The sequence below is a fragment of the Ruegeria sediminis genome (assembly GCF_005938215.1).
Taxonomy (GTDB): Bacteria; Pseudomonadota; Alphaproteobacteria; order Rhodobacterales; family Rhodobacteraceae; genus Ruegeria; species Ruegeria sediminis.
Genome location: NZ_VCPD01000006.1, coordinates 208752 through 223866, shown reverse-complemented (window position 1 = coordinate 223866; position 15115 = coordinate 208752). Strand labels below are relative to the sequence as shown.

Annotated in this window: 14 protein-coding genes; 12 read left to right on the top strand and 2 right to left on the bottom strand. The window is 59.7% G+C overall.

Going from position 1 to position 15115, the window contains the following annotated elements:
• The first annotated feature begins 3 nt into the window (after positions 1-3).
• Complete coding sequence (locus FGK63_RS16660) at positions 4-990, top strand: TniB family NTP-binding protein (RefSeq protein WP_138844339.1); 987 nt, start codon at positions 4-6, stop codon at positions 988-990.
• Positions 987-2804, top strand: coding sequence for a TniQ family protein (locus FGK63_RS16655; protein WP_171052687.1), 1818 nt, complete (start codon positions 987-989; stop codon positions 2802-2804). The genes FGK63_RS16660 and FGK63_RS16655 overlap by 4 nt, the downstream gene beginning before the upstream one ends.
• A 525-nt stretch (positions 2805-3329) precedes the next feature.
• Here the strand turns inward: FGK63_RS16655 and FGK63_RS16650 are convergent.
• On the bottom strand, positions 3330-5243 hold the full coding sequence (locus FGK63_RS16650) for a DUF3604 domain-containing protein (protein ID WP_138844335.1): 1914 nt from the start codon (positions 5241-5243) through the stop codon (positions 3330-3332).
• A gap of 494 nt (positions 5244-5737) precedes the next feature.
• On the opposite strand from FGK63_RS16650, the gene FGK63_RS20820 reads away from it, so the two are divergent.
• Complete coding sequence (locus tag FGK63_RS20820; RefSeq protein WP_171052686.1) at positions 5738-5884, top strand: hypothetical protein; 147 nt, start codon at positions 5738-5740, stop codon at positions 5882-5884.
• 90 nt (positions 5885-5974) lie between these two features.
• Here FGK63_RS20820 and FGK63_RS16645 read toward each other — a convergent pair whose 3' ends face one another.
• Entirely contained in the window at positions 5975-6457 is a 483-nt protein-coding gene (locus tag FGK63_RS16645) for a MarR family winged helix-turn-helix transcriptional regulator (RefSeq protein ID WP_138844332.1), read from the bottom strand.
• A 209-nt stretch (positions 6458-6666) separates the two neighbouring features.
• Here FGK63_RS16645 and ectA point away from each other — a divergent pair, with 209 nt between their 5' ends.
• The 9 genes from ectA to FGK63_RS16600 all read left to right on the top strand — a co-directional run bounded on the left by ectA (position 6667) and on the right by FGK63_RS16600 (position 15109).
• Entirely contained in the window at positions 6667-7197 is a 531-nt protein-coding gene (ectA, locus tag FGK63_RS16640) for a diaminobutyrate acetyltransferase (protein ID WP_138844331.1), read from the top strand.
• A gap of 57 nt (positions 7198-7254) precedes the next feature.
• A complete protein-coding gene (gene ectB / locus FGK63_RS16635; protein ID WP_138844329.1) occupies positions 7255-8541 on the top strand; it encodes a diaminobutyrate--2-oxoglutarate transaminase in 1287 nt (428 codons plus the stop codon).
• 5 nt (positions 8542-8546) lie between these two features.
• Complete coding sequence (locus FGK63_RS16630; RefSeq protein ID WP_138844327.1) at positions 8547-8948, top strand: ectoine synthase; 402 nt, start codon at positions 8547-8549, stop codon at positions 8946-8948.
• A gap of 3 nt (positions 8949-8951) precedes the next feature.
• Positions 8952-10370, top strand: a complete 1419-nt coding sequence (locus tag FGK63_RS16625) for an aspartate kinase (RefSeq protein ID WP_138844325.1) — start codon at positions 8952-8954, stop codon at positions 10368-10370.
• A gap of 101 nt (positions 10371-10471) precedes the next feature.
• Complete coding sequence (locus FGK63_RS16620; RefSeq protein ID WP_138844446.1) at positions 10472-10858, top strand: metallopeptidase family protein; 387 nt, start codon at positions 10472-10474, stop codon at positions 10856-10858.
• Between the two features lie 333 nt (positions 10859-11191).
• Complete coding sequence (locus FGK63_RS16615; RefSeq protein WP_138844323.1) at positions 11192-11962, top strand: glycosyltransferase family 25 protein; 771 nt, start codon at positions 11192-11194, stop codon at positions 11960-11962.
• A gap of 19 nt (positions 11963-11981) precedes the next feature.
• A complete protein-coding gene (locus tag FGK63_RS16610) occupies positions 11982-12881 on the top strand; it encodes a hypothetical protein (RefSeq protein WP_138844322.1) in 900 nt (299 codons plus the stop codon).
• A gap of 126 nt (positions 12882-13007) precedes the next feature.
• Positions 13008-14786: an ABC transporter ATP-binding protein gene (locus FGK63_RS16605; protein WP_138844320.1), complete on the top strand. Its 1779-nt coding sequence runs from the start codon at positions 13008-13010 to the stop codon at positions 14784-14786.
• Between the two features lie 128 nt (positions 14787-14914).
• A complete protein-coding gene (locus FGK63_RS16600; protein ID WP_138844317.1) occupies positions 14915-15109 on the top strand; it encodes an argininosuccinate lyase in 195 nt (64 codons plus the stop codon).
• Positions 15110-15115: the final 6 nt, after the last annotated feature.

The following is a 15115-nucleotide window of genomic DNA, read 5'->3' as shown; positions in this document are numbered from 1 at the left end:
CCAATGTCAAAATTCGATCTGCCCATCATCTCGCAGCTGGTTCGTCACGATTTTTTTGAAAGCGTTTATAACGAGGTTGAACAACACCTTGCTGTCAAAGATCCTCGAAACGGAACAATCATTCCCTTACTGGGACCGACACGAATTGGGAAATCCGCGGTTGCCAACCTTCTGAAAACCAAAACCGGCCGAGAAGTGGAAACCAACGCCAGCCTTTTGCCTGTCAGTGATTTCGTGTTTGGCAGGATTCCCCCGAAACCGAATGATCGGGACATTTACCGCGCTGCGCTTGAAGCCTTCGGGCTGCTCTGCAGGGAAAGGGAGAACACTGCCACGGTGCGAAAACGGCTGATCCACACGATTCAACAAACAAAAGTGCGAGTGATCGCTCTCGATGAGTGCAGCCATTGTGCTGAGCGTGGTGCCAACCTGTCTGCACGGGCAGCGGCTGACCATCTCAAGACCATCGTGGACGAGACCGGAGTGACGCTGCTTTTGCTGGGTCTCCCCCGGTTTCAAAGCATCATTGAAGGAAACGAACAACTTCGCGATCGCTCCACCAACTCAATCTACTTCCTGCCTTATGATTGGCAAAAGGAAGAAGACCGCGACGCGTTCTGTGGGGTCATTTATGCCGTCCTTGATGCCATCGAAAAGGGTGGTTTTGCGATTGATTTTGAATTTGATGATTTGGTCCCCCGGCTTTACGGCGCATCAGCCGGGAGAATTCCTGTCGCACTTAGGATGATCAAGTCGGCCCTTATGGGTGCAACAGAGCGCCGGCGTCTCGATGCGGACAGCTTCGCCGAAAGCGCGCGGAGGATGCAGCAATACCCGATTCCTCCATTCGCCTTCTTCCAGGGTGATTGCCCCGATGATGTATTGCTCATCCGGTCCTACGCGACAGTTATGGCGGAAGCGGGCCTCCATTTTGATGCAGAATGCCCGGACGGACTTCGGGTCTCTTGGGACATGAGGTTGGCATCTTGAACGCGCCAATTCTTCCTTACGAAAAAGAAAGCTTGCTGGGATTTTTGCGACGTATGTCTGAAACCCAAGGCTATTCCGATGTCGGTGAGTTTCTCGCTGGGTTCGGATGGCGATATGGACGTCCAATGATCGAAGAAATCGAAGAGGTCGAGAAATGCCTCGGCGCCCCTGAAGGTGCCCTGTCCCGCATTTCTCCACGAGCTGCTTCCGATGCGCCTCTGCTATCTTGGCAGTTTCAACGCAACCATTGCGCGACGATCTGCCCAGTCTGCGTGCGTGAAAGCATACCTCACCAACAGTCTTGGCAGCACGCTCTCGTGACGGCATGCACCCGGCATGATGTCCAACTGGTAAGTAAATGCCCTCTGTGCCAAAACGCGATTGATCCAAACAAAGGCGGGTACCGTTCCTGCGGCTGCGGTCTCCCCTTTGAGAACTTCCCAATCAAGAAGGCGGATCAGTTTGATTTGGCAATCTCTGCGCTGATTTCCGGGGAGGTGCATCCCGCAAGATCAAAGTTGCCTCCTTCTCTGGCCTTTACTTCCCCCAACGATATTGCCCGCCTCCTGATGTTTCTGGCCGGTGATGCGCTGGATCAAAAGACCGGAAAACCAGGAAAGGCTCCATATCCGAAAACAGCGCATGATGCTCGAGAGTTCCTGGCACCCCTCGAAAAAGTTTTGTGTTCCTGGCCTGACGGCTTTGTCGCCGAAGTCGAGCAACGCCTTTTAAGAACGGAAAGAAACACCGCGCCCGCCCGCCTTGGCAAATGGTACCAAAGGCTGATGGCATTCCAGGATCCCGCCTACACCAGCTTTCATGAAACACTGAAACACGTTGTCGCCAATCACTTCACTGGACCCTATTTTGGAGGAACCGCGTCTGACAGACACAAGCGATCATGGATTTCGGCCGCAGAAGCTGCTCGACTGATTGGAGTGCGTGCTGAACGGATCGTAGATGCTGTTTCGGCTGGCCTCATTGAAGGAAAGATCGACCATAGCGGTTTTGGTCACCGGCATACAATGCTTCCCAGACACGTCGCCGAGAGCACCAAGGCCGAAAGAGAAAGCCTACTCGACAAGACCAAGACACGGGAGTTTCTGGGGATATCAAAGAACCAATTCAGCCTGCTGGAAGAGGCAGGTGTTCTCGAGAAAACCCAACCTGAAAACCGTGGACCGCTTGTCGACGGTAAATACTCTCAGCACGAGCTTGAGAAGCTCGTCCAAGGAATTGCTTCACGCGCCCGCGTATTCGAAGGCGAAGCTGTCGAATTTCGAAAAGTCAACTTGCGTTTTACCACCGACAAGACTGGTGTGATTGCCTTCTATCAGGCGGTGGCCTCCGGGGAGATTTCGCCCGCCGCCAACAGCACTTCCGGAGCGTTTGCAGATTTCGCCTTCCCCGAAGAGCAGGTTCGGCAATTTTTGGAAAATTTTCGTAGCGGAGGTGGCTGGACGGTTCAGGAACTTGCTCGGATCACAGGTTGGAAAGAACAATGCATCGCGCATTGGTGCGACGCCGGATTGATCGAGCATGAACTCAATTCACATTCGCGTGGTGTATCCAGAATTATCTACCCGGAAGCGCTTGCTGCCTTTCAAGGCACATTTGTGCAGGTTTCTTCCCTTGCGAAGCATCTCAATACAACCTCCCGTTCGTTGCTCAAAAAGTTCGAGGAGAATGGAATTGAAACCGTCGGCGCATTTCAAGACGGCAAGGCGACCCGCGGTCTACTTGTCGCAATGTCGGAAATTGCAAAGGGGCTCGATCGATCATTGGTCACTCCTGTCGCCGGGAAATCAAAATGAACCGCCTTGAAGTTGCATTTCTGGCCGTCACTACATCGGTTATCGTTAGTGCATTGGTCTTCATCGTTTGACTTTTCGGGCCGGTGGCAGGACCGAATAAACGACCCCAAACTCGTTAAACGGCTACGCGAGACAGCCCCTTGCGAGCAGCTCAATCAAATCCTTGATCCGCTGTGGAAAAAATGGAGGTGAGCGACGAAAGTATCCCTTTGGAGCCGGTCGACTGCAATTCGTTCAGATTGCTCGAAACGCTTTTGAATTTGGCAACCCAACTTCACTCGGTGAAGTTGGGTTTTTTTGTTTGAGATGGACTTTCCATTTGTAGTGCAAAGTTATGATCGAGACAGAGTGCAAAGTTAGCAATATGAGGCAGGAAATTCCAAAATAGAAATCAACAGTTAAGTGCAAAGTTATGCGTATCCCTACAGGATGTGAACACATTCCCATACTGACCCAAGGTCTCCGCCCTGGGCCTTTGTCCGGCCCACGTCCTACCCGTGCCAGTGCCCGGTCTGGCCGAAAGGTTTACCCGGGTGTGAACCAGATCGGCGATGTGTAGGCGCGTTCCTGATGTTTGCGCAGGGCCTCCTCCGGGGCATCCCCCTTGCCGAAGACTTTCTCGTCATAGGCGATCCAGGTTGGCGTCGGGATCTCCAGAACACGCACGTAGTAGAACGCCATCTGCGACGGGTCGAAATCCGGGTCTTCCCAATACGCGCCGAGAACGGCATTGCCGACCGTGTTGGTGTAGGACGCATTCTCTATGTCCACCGTATCGCCGACCGGTTCCGTCGCGCGGCCGTCGGGACCGATCTCACGGCCGTCGGACACGGCGATGTCGTAAATCCTCTCTTTCGATGCGCCATCCGCGTCGAGCCAGCCCTTGACGATTTGGACACGGTCAAGGTTGGCGCCGTCCGGATCGCGCAGGGCACGGACCATGAACCTGGGCGCGGAACCTTCCGGGGCCGACGACAGGTCGCCGCCCATGGGCACGCCGCGGGCATAGCCCTGCCGGGCGAAGTCCGGCCTGTGCACCTCGTCTGCCTCGAAGTCCCATCCTGCAAAGACCCGAACCAGCATCCGCGTTCCGGTCGTTGCATAAACCTCCTTGCGCTTCATGGCGTCCCACAGTGCTGCGCGGGTATTCTCCTTCGCCCAGACCCCGGCGAGGCCGGAGGCGAGGGTTTCCCAGTGGTAGACGTCCAGGCTGCCATCGCCGCCTTCCCTCAGGTCCTGCGACACGAGATCGTGGAAACGAGCTTCGGAGCCCGGCTCGGTTCCCGAGAACTTCCCGAAGTAGTTCTCTTCGCGGGTGCCGGCCAGGGATGTGTGGCTGTCGGTGGCGCCGATCATCCCGAACTTGAACGGGTTCGCCCCGAGCTTGGCATGCTGTTCCAACCCCAGCTTCAGTGCGCTGCGCGCGTATTCGTGCGGCAACATCTCGGGCAATTTCGGGTTCAGGCCGAAGTCCCCCTTGTCCCAGGTGTAGTAGTCGGCGAACTCGTCATCGGTCGATAACGCCGGGTGCGCCTCGCCGTCACCCTTCATTTGCGTGGCCTCGTAGATCGGCTCCCAACGCATGCGGCGTTCCGCATATTCGGCCGTCAGCGGTTCGCCCTCGAAGGTTTCGACCGCGAACATCAAACCCTGCGACAGGTTTCCTCCGTGTGGGATCGCCAGTGCCTTGCCGCCAGTCGTCTGTTCATACATCTCCATGTAATCCCACAGCTTTTCGGGATCGATGGAATCGAAGATGGTCATCGGCACGACCTTGCGAGCGGCCTCGGCATCGTCCCGGAAAATGACCACCCGGTGCATATTGCGAAGGTCGGGGGTCGAGGTCCATTCGAAGCCGTGGAAGGCGGTGAAGACACCGGGCTGGTTGTGCTGATCGACATAATCGATGATCTGGTTCCACGCCATCGCCTGCAACTCGGGGTTTGGCATCGGATCCCTGAGTTCGCCACCGGCCTTCTTCCAGATCTGATAGGCTTCCCAGCCCTGTCCGGACTTCACAAGGTCATGGAATTCCTTGCCCGCCGGATCCTTCAGGAGTTCGGGATTCGACTCCTCGATCATCGGCGACAATCCGAGGTTCTCGGCGTGATCCGCGATCACCAGGAAATCAAGAGGCCGGATCAGCCGGCCCCGGATGCCCGTCGACGAGATCACCGCTTGGCCCTTCGCGAAGCGCAACGCCTCATCCGGCCCGAGCCGGTTGCCGATCATGCCCGCATCGGTGGAGTAGGAAGTGTGCAGATGGGTGTCACCCCAGAAGACGCGGTCCGGGTAGCTCTGGTGAAGATAGGGCGAATACTGGACGTCCTTGCCTATGGTCACTTCGTTTTCGTCAACGGCATAGCCAAGCGAGGCGTTGGCGAAGGCCGCACCGGACAGGATTGTTGTCGCCAATAGTGACAGAACTGCTTGCTTCATCTCTTCCTCTCCTCGATAGGCATCTTCACAGGCATCGCCGGACTTCTCTTGCAGCCGGCCAAAAGAAACGGTTTCCCGTGGAAACCGGCCCGGAAAACGTCACGATGCCAGCCGTATCGTCGAACTGCCTGCCGGGCTTGCAGAAGCGCGTGGCTTGACACGGATTTCTCTCGAGATTGTACGATATTCGGCTTTGCGAGTCTGTTTTCTTGACGCAGGATCTCGAAAGACAGACGGAAACACTGCATGAATTTCTGGATGACCTGCTCTCGATCTGCGCATTGCATTGTTTCTAGGCGGGCGAAGAAATCACCCGCCTGGGTGCCCCTGTCCGTCATCAAGTGATTTGGAACAAGAGAGATGACCTGTATCGGAGGATCCGGCTCTTTTCTGGTTCAACCTATGCCGCTACAATTGCCGCCTTTCGCAAGTGGTTGCGTCTGAGGCCGCGAACATGGCGGCTTGGCCACGCGACCCTAGTGGGAATCACGGTCGTGGGAAGCATTGTCCATGCCGCGTTGATCGAGGGAACCTTGGAGACCATGTCCAAGGTCAAGCTTTGCGCGCCGGTCCTTGCAATACTGGTGAAGCCAGTGACCGACCGGCGGGCGTGGAAGGCACGGAGACGTGGCGGCGTCTGACAGCGCATCCGACTGACATGCCGCGGTCCGAAACCTCAAGCCGTTCCGCGCCGTCAATCCGGCCCGAACAACCCGGCGTCCACCCGAAACTCATTGATCCGGAGCATGCTTGATATCGCCCGTATCCAGCACCGGCGATGCATCCATGTCCTCGGCGTCCAGCATGGCCGCGACCCTTTCAAGGCTGGAGACGAGCATGGCCTGCTCCCAATCTTCCATTGCCGAGAACTTGCGCACGAAGCGCTGCTGCAACGGATCCGGCGCTTCCGCCACCGTCCGCCGGCCTTTTCCGGTCAGATGAATGTTGATCTGGCGCCTGTCCTGTTCGGATTTTTCCCGCAGGACCAGGCCTTCGGCCACCAGTTTGTCGACCAAAGAGGTGACGGTCGCCTGCGACACGCGCATGCGCAGGGCGATTTCCTTGGCCGTGGCATCGTCTTTCTCGGCGATGATCTGAAGCGCGCGGAACTGGGCCGCCGTCACGCCCGTCGTCTGCTTGATCCTTCGCCCATACAGCTCCGTCGCCCGCAAGATGCGGCGCAGAGCGATCAGGCTGCTGTCGATGCGATCCATTTCGGCTCCATTGCTTTGACTGGCAAAGCATAGGGCCGGAAGCATCACGCGAAAAGGTGGATTTGCTTTGCATTTCAAAACAGTTTTGACCGGTAATGTGTCATAAAATAGTCGATTTTGCGCGAATAAGCACATTTTTACTTAGGGTGTTGAAGTTTCTCGCCTGCCTTGTTAGTTAGCTTGGCAAAGTAATAGAGGAGCGAGTTTCGATGCAGCACAGCCATGATTTTTCCCGTCCCAGCCTGCCAAGCCTGCGCATGCCGCAAGCCAAGGACGGCGCCGCGATCTGGGAGCTTGTGCGCGATTGCGAACCGCTCGACGAAAACTCGATGTACTGCAACCTGATCCAGTGCGACCATTTTGCCGACACCTGCGTCGTGGCCGAACTCTCGGGCGAGATCGCCGGATGGGTGTCGGCCTATGTCATGCCCAACGACCCCGAGACGCTTTTCGTCTGGCAGGTCGCCGTGTCCGAACGCGCAAGGGGCAAGGGATTGGGCGCGGTGATGCTGCAGACGATACTCAACCGCCCGGTCTGCCGGGACGTGAAGCGCCTGCAAACGACCATTACCTCGGACAATGACGCCTCCTGGGCGCTGTTCCGGAAATTCGCCCGCCTCCAGGACGCAAGGCTGGACATCCAGCCCTACTACACGCAGGCCCTGCACTTCAGGAACCGGCACAAGACGGAAAACCTTGTCACGATACGGCTGGCCGAACGCGTGGCCCGCGCGGCCTGACGGCGCCGCCGCCGGTTTACTCCCCTTCTCAATCTTCCAATCATTCTATGAGGTCGTATGTCTACGAACACCTCCAGCAAAGCTGTATTCAAACGCCGCGAATCCGAAGCGCGCAGTTACTGCCGCGGCTTCGACACGGTCTTCACCAGGGCGCAGGGCGCCGAAATGGTCGATGCGTCGGGGCGGCGTTACATCGATTTCCTCGCGGGCTGTTCGTCGCTGAACTACGGGCACAACGACCCGGACATGAAGGCCGCCCTGATCAACCATCTCGACGCCGATGGCATCGCCCACGGTCTGGACCTGCATACCGGGGCCAAGGGCGCGTTCCTCGAGACGTTCGAAACCCACATCCTGACCCCGCGCGGCATGGACCACCGGGTGATGTTCACCGGACCGACCGGCGCGAATGCCGTCGAAGCGGCGATGAAAATTGCCCGCAAGGCAACCGGCCGCACCAATATCATCGCATTCACCAACGGGTTTCACGGAGTGACGCAGGGGGCGCTGGCGGCGACCGGAAACGGTTATCACCGGGGCGGCGCCGGCATCACGCTGAACGATGTGACCCGCATGCCCTATGACGGCTACATGGGTCAGGGCTGCGATACGGCCGATTTTCTCGAAGCAATGCTGAAGGACCGGTCCTCGGGCCTCGACGCGCCTGCGGCGATCCTGCTGGAAACCGTGCAGGGCGAAGGTGGACTCAACGCCGCCCGGCCCGAATGGCTGCGCCGCGTGGCGGACCTGGCCAGGGAACACGGCGCGCTGCTCATCGTCGACGACATTCAGGCAGGGTGCGGCCGGACGGGCGACTTCTTTTCATTCGAAGAGGCGGGCATCACCCCTGATATCGTCACCTTGGCGAAGTCAATCTCCGGCTTCGGACTGCCGATGGGGCTGGTTCTAGTAAGGCCGGAACATGACGTGATGGGACCGGCCGAACACAACGGCACCTTTCGCGGCAACACCCATGCCTTCGTCACCGCCCGGGTGGCGATCGAGAAATTCTGGTCGGATGATTGCCTGCAAACGGACGTCGCCCGCCGAGCGGAGATGATCCGGAACGGGCTTGAAACCATCGCAGACATGGTACCGGGCGCAAAGCTCAAGGGCCGCGGCATGATGCGCGGCGTTGACGTGGGATCCGGCGAGTTGGCAGGCGAGATTTGCGCCCGCGCCTTCCGGAACGGCCTGATCATCGAGACCTCGGGACCGGAGGACGAGGTCGTCAAGATCCTCGCGCCCCTCACGACGCCGGATGCGACGCTGCGCAAGGGATTTGACATTCTCATCGGCGCCGCAAACGACGTGATCGGCGGAACCAAATTCGCAGCGGAGTAAGAACAGTGATCGTCAGAGATTTCGAAGACATCGTGAAAAACCAACGGAACCGAGTCGTGTCCGATGCGCAATGGACCAGCGTGCGGATGCTGCTGGCCGAAGACGGGATGGGATTTTCGTTTCACATCACCTTTCTCGACGCCGGATCCGAACACACGTTCGAATACAAGAACCATTTCGAAAGCGTCTACTGCCTGCAGGGCACCGGGTCGATCACCGACCTGGCCACGGGCGACACGCACGATATCCGGCCGGGCGTGATGTACGCGCTCGACAAGCATGACCGCCACATCCTGCGGGCCAAGGACGAGCTGGTCATGGCCTGCTGCTTCAACCCGCCGGTGACCGGAACCGAGGTTCACCGCCAAGACGGTTCCTACGCCGCCCCCGAGAGTGTCGAGGCCTGACCCATGTCGCACACGGTTGAAAAGATCGGCGGGACGTCCATGTCCCGCCTCGACGAGTTGCGCGATACGCTTTTCATCGAGAACGGCGTGCCACGCTATGGCCGGATCTTCGTCGTCTCGGCCTTCGGCGGCATCACGGATCTGCTGCTCGAACACAAGAAGACCGGCGAGGCCGGGGTCTATGCCCGCTTCGCCAACGCCGATGACGATCACGGCTGGCATGACGGCCTCAGCCGCACCGCCTCGGCCATGATCGCGGCGCATCAGGCGGTGCTTGACCATCCCGCCGATGTCGAACAGGCCTCGGCCTTTGTGCAGGAGCGCATCGAAGGGGCGCGGAACTGCCTGATCGATCTGCAGCGCCTGTGCTCTTACGGGCATTTCCGGCTGAACGCGCATCTGCTGCAGATCCGCGAACTGCTGTCGGGGCTGGGCGAGGCGCATTCGGCGCTGGTCGCCACCCTGATGCTGCAGCGCGCCGGGCTGAACGCGCGGCTCGTGGACCTCTCCGGGTGGCGCGACGAGTCGGAACTGTCGTTGGACGCGCGCATTTCCCAGGCGATGGAAGGGATCGACCCCGCGCAGGAAATGCCCATCGTCACCGGTTATGCGCAATGCAGCGAAGGGCTGATGCGAGAATACGACCGGGGTTATTCCGAGGTGACCTTTTCACAACTTGCGGCTCTGACCGGCGCCCGGGAAGCGATCATCCACAAGGAGTTTCACCTTTCCTCCGCCGACCCGAAACTGGTCGGGACCGGGAATGCACGGAAGCTGGGGCACACGAATTACGACGTGGCCGACCAGATGGCCAACCTTGGGATGGAGGCGATTCATCCCTCGGCCGCCAAGACGCTCCGCCAGGCCGGGGTGCCGCTGCGGGTGGTCAACGCATTCGAACCGGACGACCCGGGCACCATCATCGACGACCAGCCCGCAGAAACACCGGCGGTAGAGATCGTCACCGGTCTCGACATCATCGCGCTGGAGTTGTTCGAGCAGGACATGGTCGGTGTGAAAGGGTATGACGCGGCGATCCTCGAGGCGCTGAAGCGCCACAAGGTGCGGATCGTGTCCAAGGTTTCCAACGCCAACACCATCACGCATTACGTGGACGCGTCGCTGAAATCCATGCGCCGCGTCGAGGCAGATCTGGCTGCGCTTTACCCGCAGGCCGTGATAACGGCGCGCAAACTGGCGCTCGTCTCGGTCGTGGGCCGCGATTTGCACGGTCTCCGGGTCCTTGCCCGCGGCATGCAGGTCCTCGACGTAGCCGGGCTGGAACCCCTTGGGGCAATGCAAGGGCCGCGCAACGTGGACACGCAGTTCATCCTGCCCCGTTCGGACCGTTCCCCCGCAATCCAGGCCCTGCATGAGGGTTTTTTCGGGCGTACCGACGCCAAGGCGGCGCTTGCGGCTTGACCGGTGGCGCCGGTCTCCGGCGGGGTGCGGATCGGGCTTTGGATCGGACATGGCGCGACTTCGCGCTTCCCTCGGACGGCCCAAAAAGCCATACCCGTCACATGCGCCATGATCTTGACCATTTCGAACGGATTGCCCGCAAGACGGTCGCCGCGTTGCCCGTGGCTTTCCGCCCCGCCGCCAAGGGTGTGCTTCTTCGCATTGCCGAGTGGCCTGAGCCCGACATGCTGGAAGATCTCGGCGTCGCGGACCCGCTGGAACTGACGGGGCTCTACGAGGGGATTCCCATGACCGAGAAATCCGTCGAGGACATGGCCCCGCAGCCGGACGTCGTCTGGCTTTTTCGCCAGCCCATACTGGCCGAGTGGCGGGATCGCGGCGACGTCGACTTGGACGATCTGATCGCACATGTGGTCGTTCACGAATTCGCCCATCATTTCGGCTGGACCGACGAGGAAATCGCCGAAATCGACCAGTGGTGGACCTGAGCGGCTGAGAAGTATTCGCACCCCGACCTCGGCGGACGCTTCGTGGATCGCCGTGGCTTCACATGGCGGGCTCCGCATCGGCTTTGGCCGGATTCCTCGGATTGCGCAGGGCATCCATAAGCGACATTCCGCGGTTCCGGCCGATTTTCCTTTTCATCTGCGGCGATAAGCGGCAAGCGCTTGGGTCTCGCTCAGATTTACTATAGGGGCCAACCGCGCTATCTAGTTGAAACAAGGAAAACCCTGCTTGTTGCTGAGTTCAAAAGAAATTTTCATCGGCGTTCTTGCACAAGACGCAAGGTCGGCTCGGAAAGACGGATTCTCGAGGATCTGATGGTGCAAACCTACGTATTATCTCTGAAATCCAGCCGGGATCGCAGGCTGGCGGTGCAGTCGCAATTCGACAGGTACGGGCTGCCCTTTCAGTTCTTCGATGCCTTGGGCGACGCGGCCGCCGATGCGACGCTGCTGCACAATCATTACGATTCGGAGATGAACCGAAAGCACTTCAAACGTCCGATGTCGTCGCCGGAGGGCTATTGCTACCTCGGGCACCGGGCGATCTGGCAACATCTGGCGGACTCGGACGAAGACGTGGCGATGGTGCTGGAGGACGATTTCAGGTTCGTCGCCGATCCGCGGCCGATGCTCGCTGCCAGCGCGTCGAAGAACCTGCGCGGCGTCATGATCAAGCTGGACGGCGGGTCCGAAATCGAGGGTACGACGATCGGCAAGATGGGAAAGGCGGCGCTGGTGCAGCGCAAGGTGCTGACCGCGCGCACCACCGGGTATCTCATCGGAAGAGACGCCGCGAAATCCCTGCTTGCCTCCAGCGAGCGGTTCTATCGGCCGATCGACCTGGATCTCAAGCATTTCTGGGAACACGGCGTTCCGATTTTCCTTCTGAAACCGGCGGTGGTGTGCGAAAGGGATGATTGCGCCAGCCTTCTGTCGACCGACCGGAAGACCCTGAAACCTGCGTCACAGTTCCTGCGGTTCCTGAAAAACCTGAAATATCAGCTGGCGTTTCGCTACGGGCTGCTTCGGAACAGCTGCAACGAAGCGCAAAGTCCGTTCCTGAGCAAGAACGGCAAGACCGGCTGACCGTGACGATCGGTGTGCAATGAAGAATAATCTTGTGGTGGTTCGGGCGGGGGAAAACTCCCTGCATCCCGGATGGATAGCGCGGCCTTACGCCGAGAGGAACTTCGATCTTCTGATCAGTTTCTTTTCGGAAGTCGCATTTGACGCGCACGAGCCGGCCGAAGGCGTGCAGGCGGTTCTGGTCAAGGGTGGCAAGTGGGACGGTCTGTACAAGACGCTGGTTTCACTTGACGGCCTTGATGCCTATGACCGAGTTTGGCTGCCGGATGACGACATCGCGACGGATTGCGACACGATCAACCGGATGTTCGACCTGTCCAGGCATTTCGGGTTGTCCGTGTGTCAGCCGTCGCTGGCCCGCGACAGCTACTTCACCCACATGCTGTTCAGCAGGTGCCAGAGTTTCAGGGTCCGGTTCACCAACCATGTCGAGATCATGGTGCCCTGCCTCGACCGGGCCCTGCTGAAACGCGCCCTGCCGCAGTTCAAGTCGACCATGAGCGGCTACGGCCTTGACTACATCTGGTGCAGGTTTCCTGAAAGCGGCGCCTTCAAATGCGGCATCCTCGACGAGGTCTCGGTCCACCATACTCGCCCCATCGGCAGCCAGCTGAGAAAGGCCATCGGCTCGACCGGAACCACGAGCCAGCTGGAGGAAGTGGAGATCAAGAAGCAGTTCGGAATAACCCGGCGGATCGTACCCCTTGCCTATGCCGGCCTCACCACGGACGGCGAGGCGGTGACCGGAATGGTTCGGATGGGCTACCGGATGTATCGCGACTGGACCAGCGATCTGCCGAGCTTTGCCGACGCACGCCTGGCCAGATCGAAGGCGCTGCAGGTCTTCAAGCGCCAGATCATCCGGAACATCGACTGGTCCGGCATTGAGCAGCCGTTGCAGACGGAAGCAGGGGCATGACCCCGCGCCGGACCACTTTGCTTGCACTGCGTCGGGGCGGGCACTATCAAGCGGGCGGAATTGCATGTTGCCCGGGAGGGCGGCGTAAACCGGCCGGCACGGATGGATGACACGGGAAATTCCTTGATGAATACCAAGCAGAAGATCAGGGCCAGCCTGGACAAGTCCATTCTGTGGCGGCTCTTGCGCGAGAACATCAAGTCGCAGCGCGTCTACTACATCGTGGCGTCGGTCGCGATGGTCCTGGTTGCGGGCACGACCGCCGGCATTGCCTGGATCATGCGGGACGTGGTGGATTCACTGTTCGAAACCGACAACGCGTCCAGGGTGTTCAGCGTGGCTATGGCCGTGTTCGGCATCTTCTTCATCAAGGGCATCGCCACCTATGTCCAGGTCGTCTCCCTCAGCCGGGCGGGAAACCGGATCGTGGCGCGGCAGCAGATCAAGCTTTATGACAAACTGCTGCGGCAGGGCGTTTCCTTCTTCAACCTGACGGAAAGCTCGGACCTGCTGATGCGGGTCACGCAATCCGCGCAGGCGGCGCGAACGGTGATCGAGATCATCGTCACCAGCGCCGTGCGCGATACGCTGAGCCTGATCGGCCTGCTGGCGGTGATGTTCTATCAGCAGCCGGTATTGTCGTTGTTCACCCTGGTGATCGGGCCTCTCGCCCTGATCGGAATTCGACGGCTGGTCAAGAAGGTTCGGGACATCGTCCAGATGGAGACGAAATCCCTGGCCGAAATCATGAAGGTGATCCAGGAGACCTCTCGCGGCATCCGCGTCGTCAAGGCATTCGCGCTTGAGGAGAGAATGGCGGAGCGCATGTTCAACGCCGTCAAACAGGTCGAAAAACGCGCCAATTCGATCGCCCGGCTAGAAGCGGTGACAAGCCCGCTGATGGACATCCTTGCCGGTTTCGCGGTGGCCTCGGTCATCGCGCTGAGCGCCGCACAGCTATTCGGATCGGCGGCATCCACGCCGGGTCAGCTGATGTCCTTCGTCACCGCGCTGATGATGGCCTACGAACCGGCCAAGCGACTCTCCCGTGTGCGGGTCAAGGTCGAGGTGGGCCTGCGCCTGGTCGAAATGATGTTCAGCCTGCTGGACCAGCCCGAGACCCTGGCCGAAAAGGACAACCCGCAGCGCCTGCCCGACGGTCCCGGCAAGATCACCTTCGACGAGGTCTCTTTCGGTTACGAACGGGACAAGCCGATCCTGTCGGAGTTCTCGCTGACCTTCGACGCCGGCAAGACGACCGCTCTGGTCGGCCCGTCGGGCGGCGGCAAGTCGACCATCGTCAACCTGGCGCTTCGCCTTTACGATCCGCAATCCGGCACGGTTTCGGTGGACGGGCAGGACATCAGGCAGGCCTCCTTCGAGACCCTGCGCCGGAAAATGTCCTTCGTGGGGCAGGACACGTTCCTGTTCTCGGCCTCGGTCGCCGACAACATCCGGCTGGGCCGCGAGGGCGCGACTGACGCCGAGGTCGAGAAGGCGGCCAGGGACGCCAACGCCTACGATTTCATCATGAAGCTCGGCCGGGGATTCGATACCCGCGTCGGCGAGAACGGGGCGTTCCTGTCCGGCGGCCAGAAACAGCGGATCGCGATCGCGCGGGCGCTGTTGCGGGACAGTCCGATCCTGTTGCTGGACGAACCGACGAGCGCGCTGGATTCGCAGTCCGAACACCTGGTCCAGGAGGCGCTGCAGCGGCTGACCGCCGGGCGGACGACCATCATCATCGCGCACCGCCTGTCGACGATCCTGCACGCCGACCGGATCGTGGTGATCGAGGGCGGCAAGGTCGCCGAGACGGGCAGCGCCACGGAATTGCTCGACCAGCAGGGTCCGTTCCGGACCCTTTACGAACACCAGTACAAGAACGCGCTGCAAAACAAGTGAGCCGACAGCCCGGGCGCAAGGGCGTCGCACCGCCGCGAAGGGAAGTCGCCTTGCGCCGCTTGCGATACGGTTGCGCCACTTGCTAGGCTGTGGCGACCCCGCACGATCACTTGCCCGGATGGAGGCAGATGCGACTATTTCTTGTTTTGGCACTATCCGGAGCCGTCGTCTCCGGTTGCGAGAAATGCAGCCCCAACCCCTATACCGGGGTGAATGTCGGTGTCGGAACCGGCGGGGTCCATGGCGGCGTGTCGGTCGGGCGGCAATGCGGCCCGGTGAATATCAATGTCGGGGCCGGCAACTACTATCACTTCGATTGGTGATCCGGA

Bases quoted from the DNA above. Each gene is read 5' to 3' on its own strand.
- FGK63_RS16610 (WP_138844322.1), top strand. From the start codon at position 11,982: ATGAAGAATAATCTTGTGGTGGTTCGGGCGGGGGAAAACTCCCTGCAT.
- FGK63_RS16650 (WP_138844335.1), bottom strand. From the start codon at position 5,243: ATGAAGCAAGCAGTTCTGTCACTATTGGCGACAACAATCCTGTCCGGT.
- FGK63_RS16620 (WP_138844446.1), top strand. From the start codon at position 10,472: ATGCGCCATGATCTTGACCATTTCGAACGGATTGCCCGCAAGACGGTC.
- FGK63_RS16615 (WP_138844323.1), top strand. From the start codon at position 11,192: ATGGTGCAAACCTACGTATTATCTCTGAAATCCAGCCGGGATCGCAGG.
- FGK63_RS16605 (WP_138844320.1), top strand. From the start codon at position 13,008: ATGAATACCAAGCAGAAGATCAGGGCCAGCCTGGACAAGTCCATTCTG.
- FGK63_RS16600 (WP_138844317.1), top strand. From the start codon at position 14,915: ATGCGACTATTTCTTGTTTTGGCACTATCCGGAGCCGTCGTCTCCGGT.
- FGK63_RS16625 (WP_138844325.1), top strand. From the start codon at position 8,952: ATGTCGCACACGGTTGAAAAGATCGGCGGGACGTCCATGTCCCGCCTC.
- ectA (WP_138844331.1), top strand. From the start codon at position 6,667: ATGCAGCACAGCCATGATTTTTCCCGTCCCAGCCTGCCAAGCCTGCGC.
- FGK63_RS16660 (WP_138844339.1), top strand. From the start codon at position 4: ATGTCAAAATTCGATCTGCCCATCATCTCGCAGCTGGTTCGTCACGAT.
- FGK63_RS16645 (WP_138844332.1), bottom strand. From the start codon at position 6,457: ATGGATCGCATCGACAGCAGCCTGATCGCTCTGCGCCGCATCTTGCGG.
- ectB (WP_138844329.1), top strand. From the start codon at position 7,255: ATGTCTACGAACACCTCCAGCAAAGCTGTATTCAAACGCCGCGAATCC.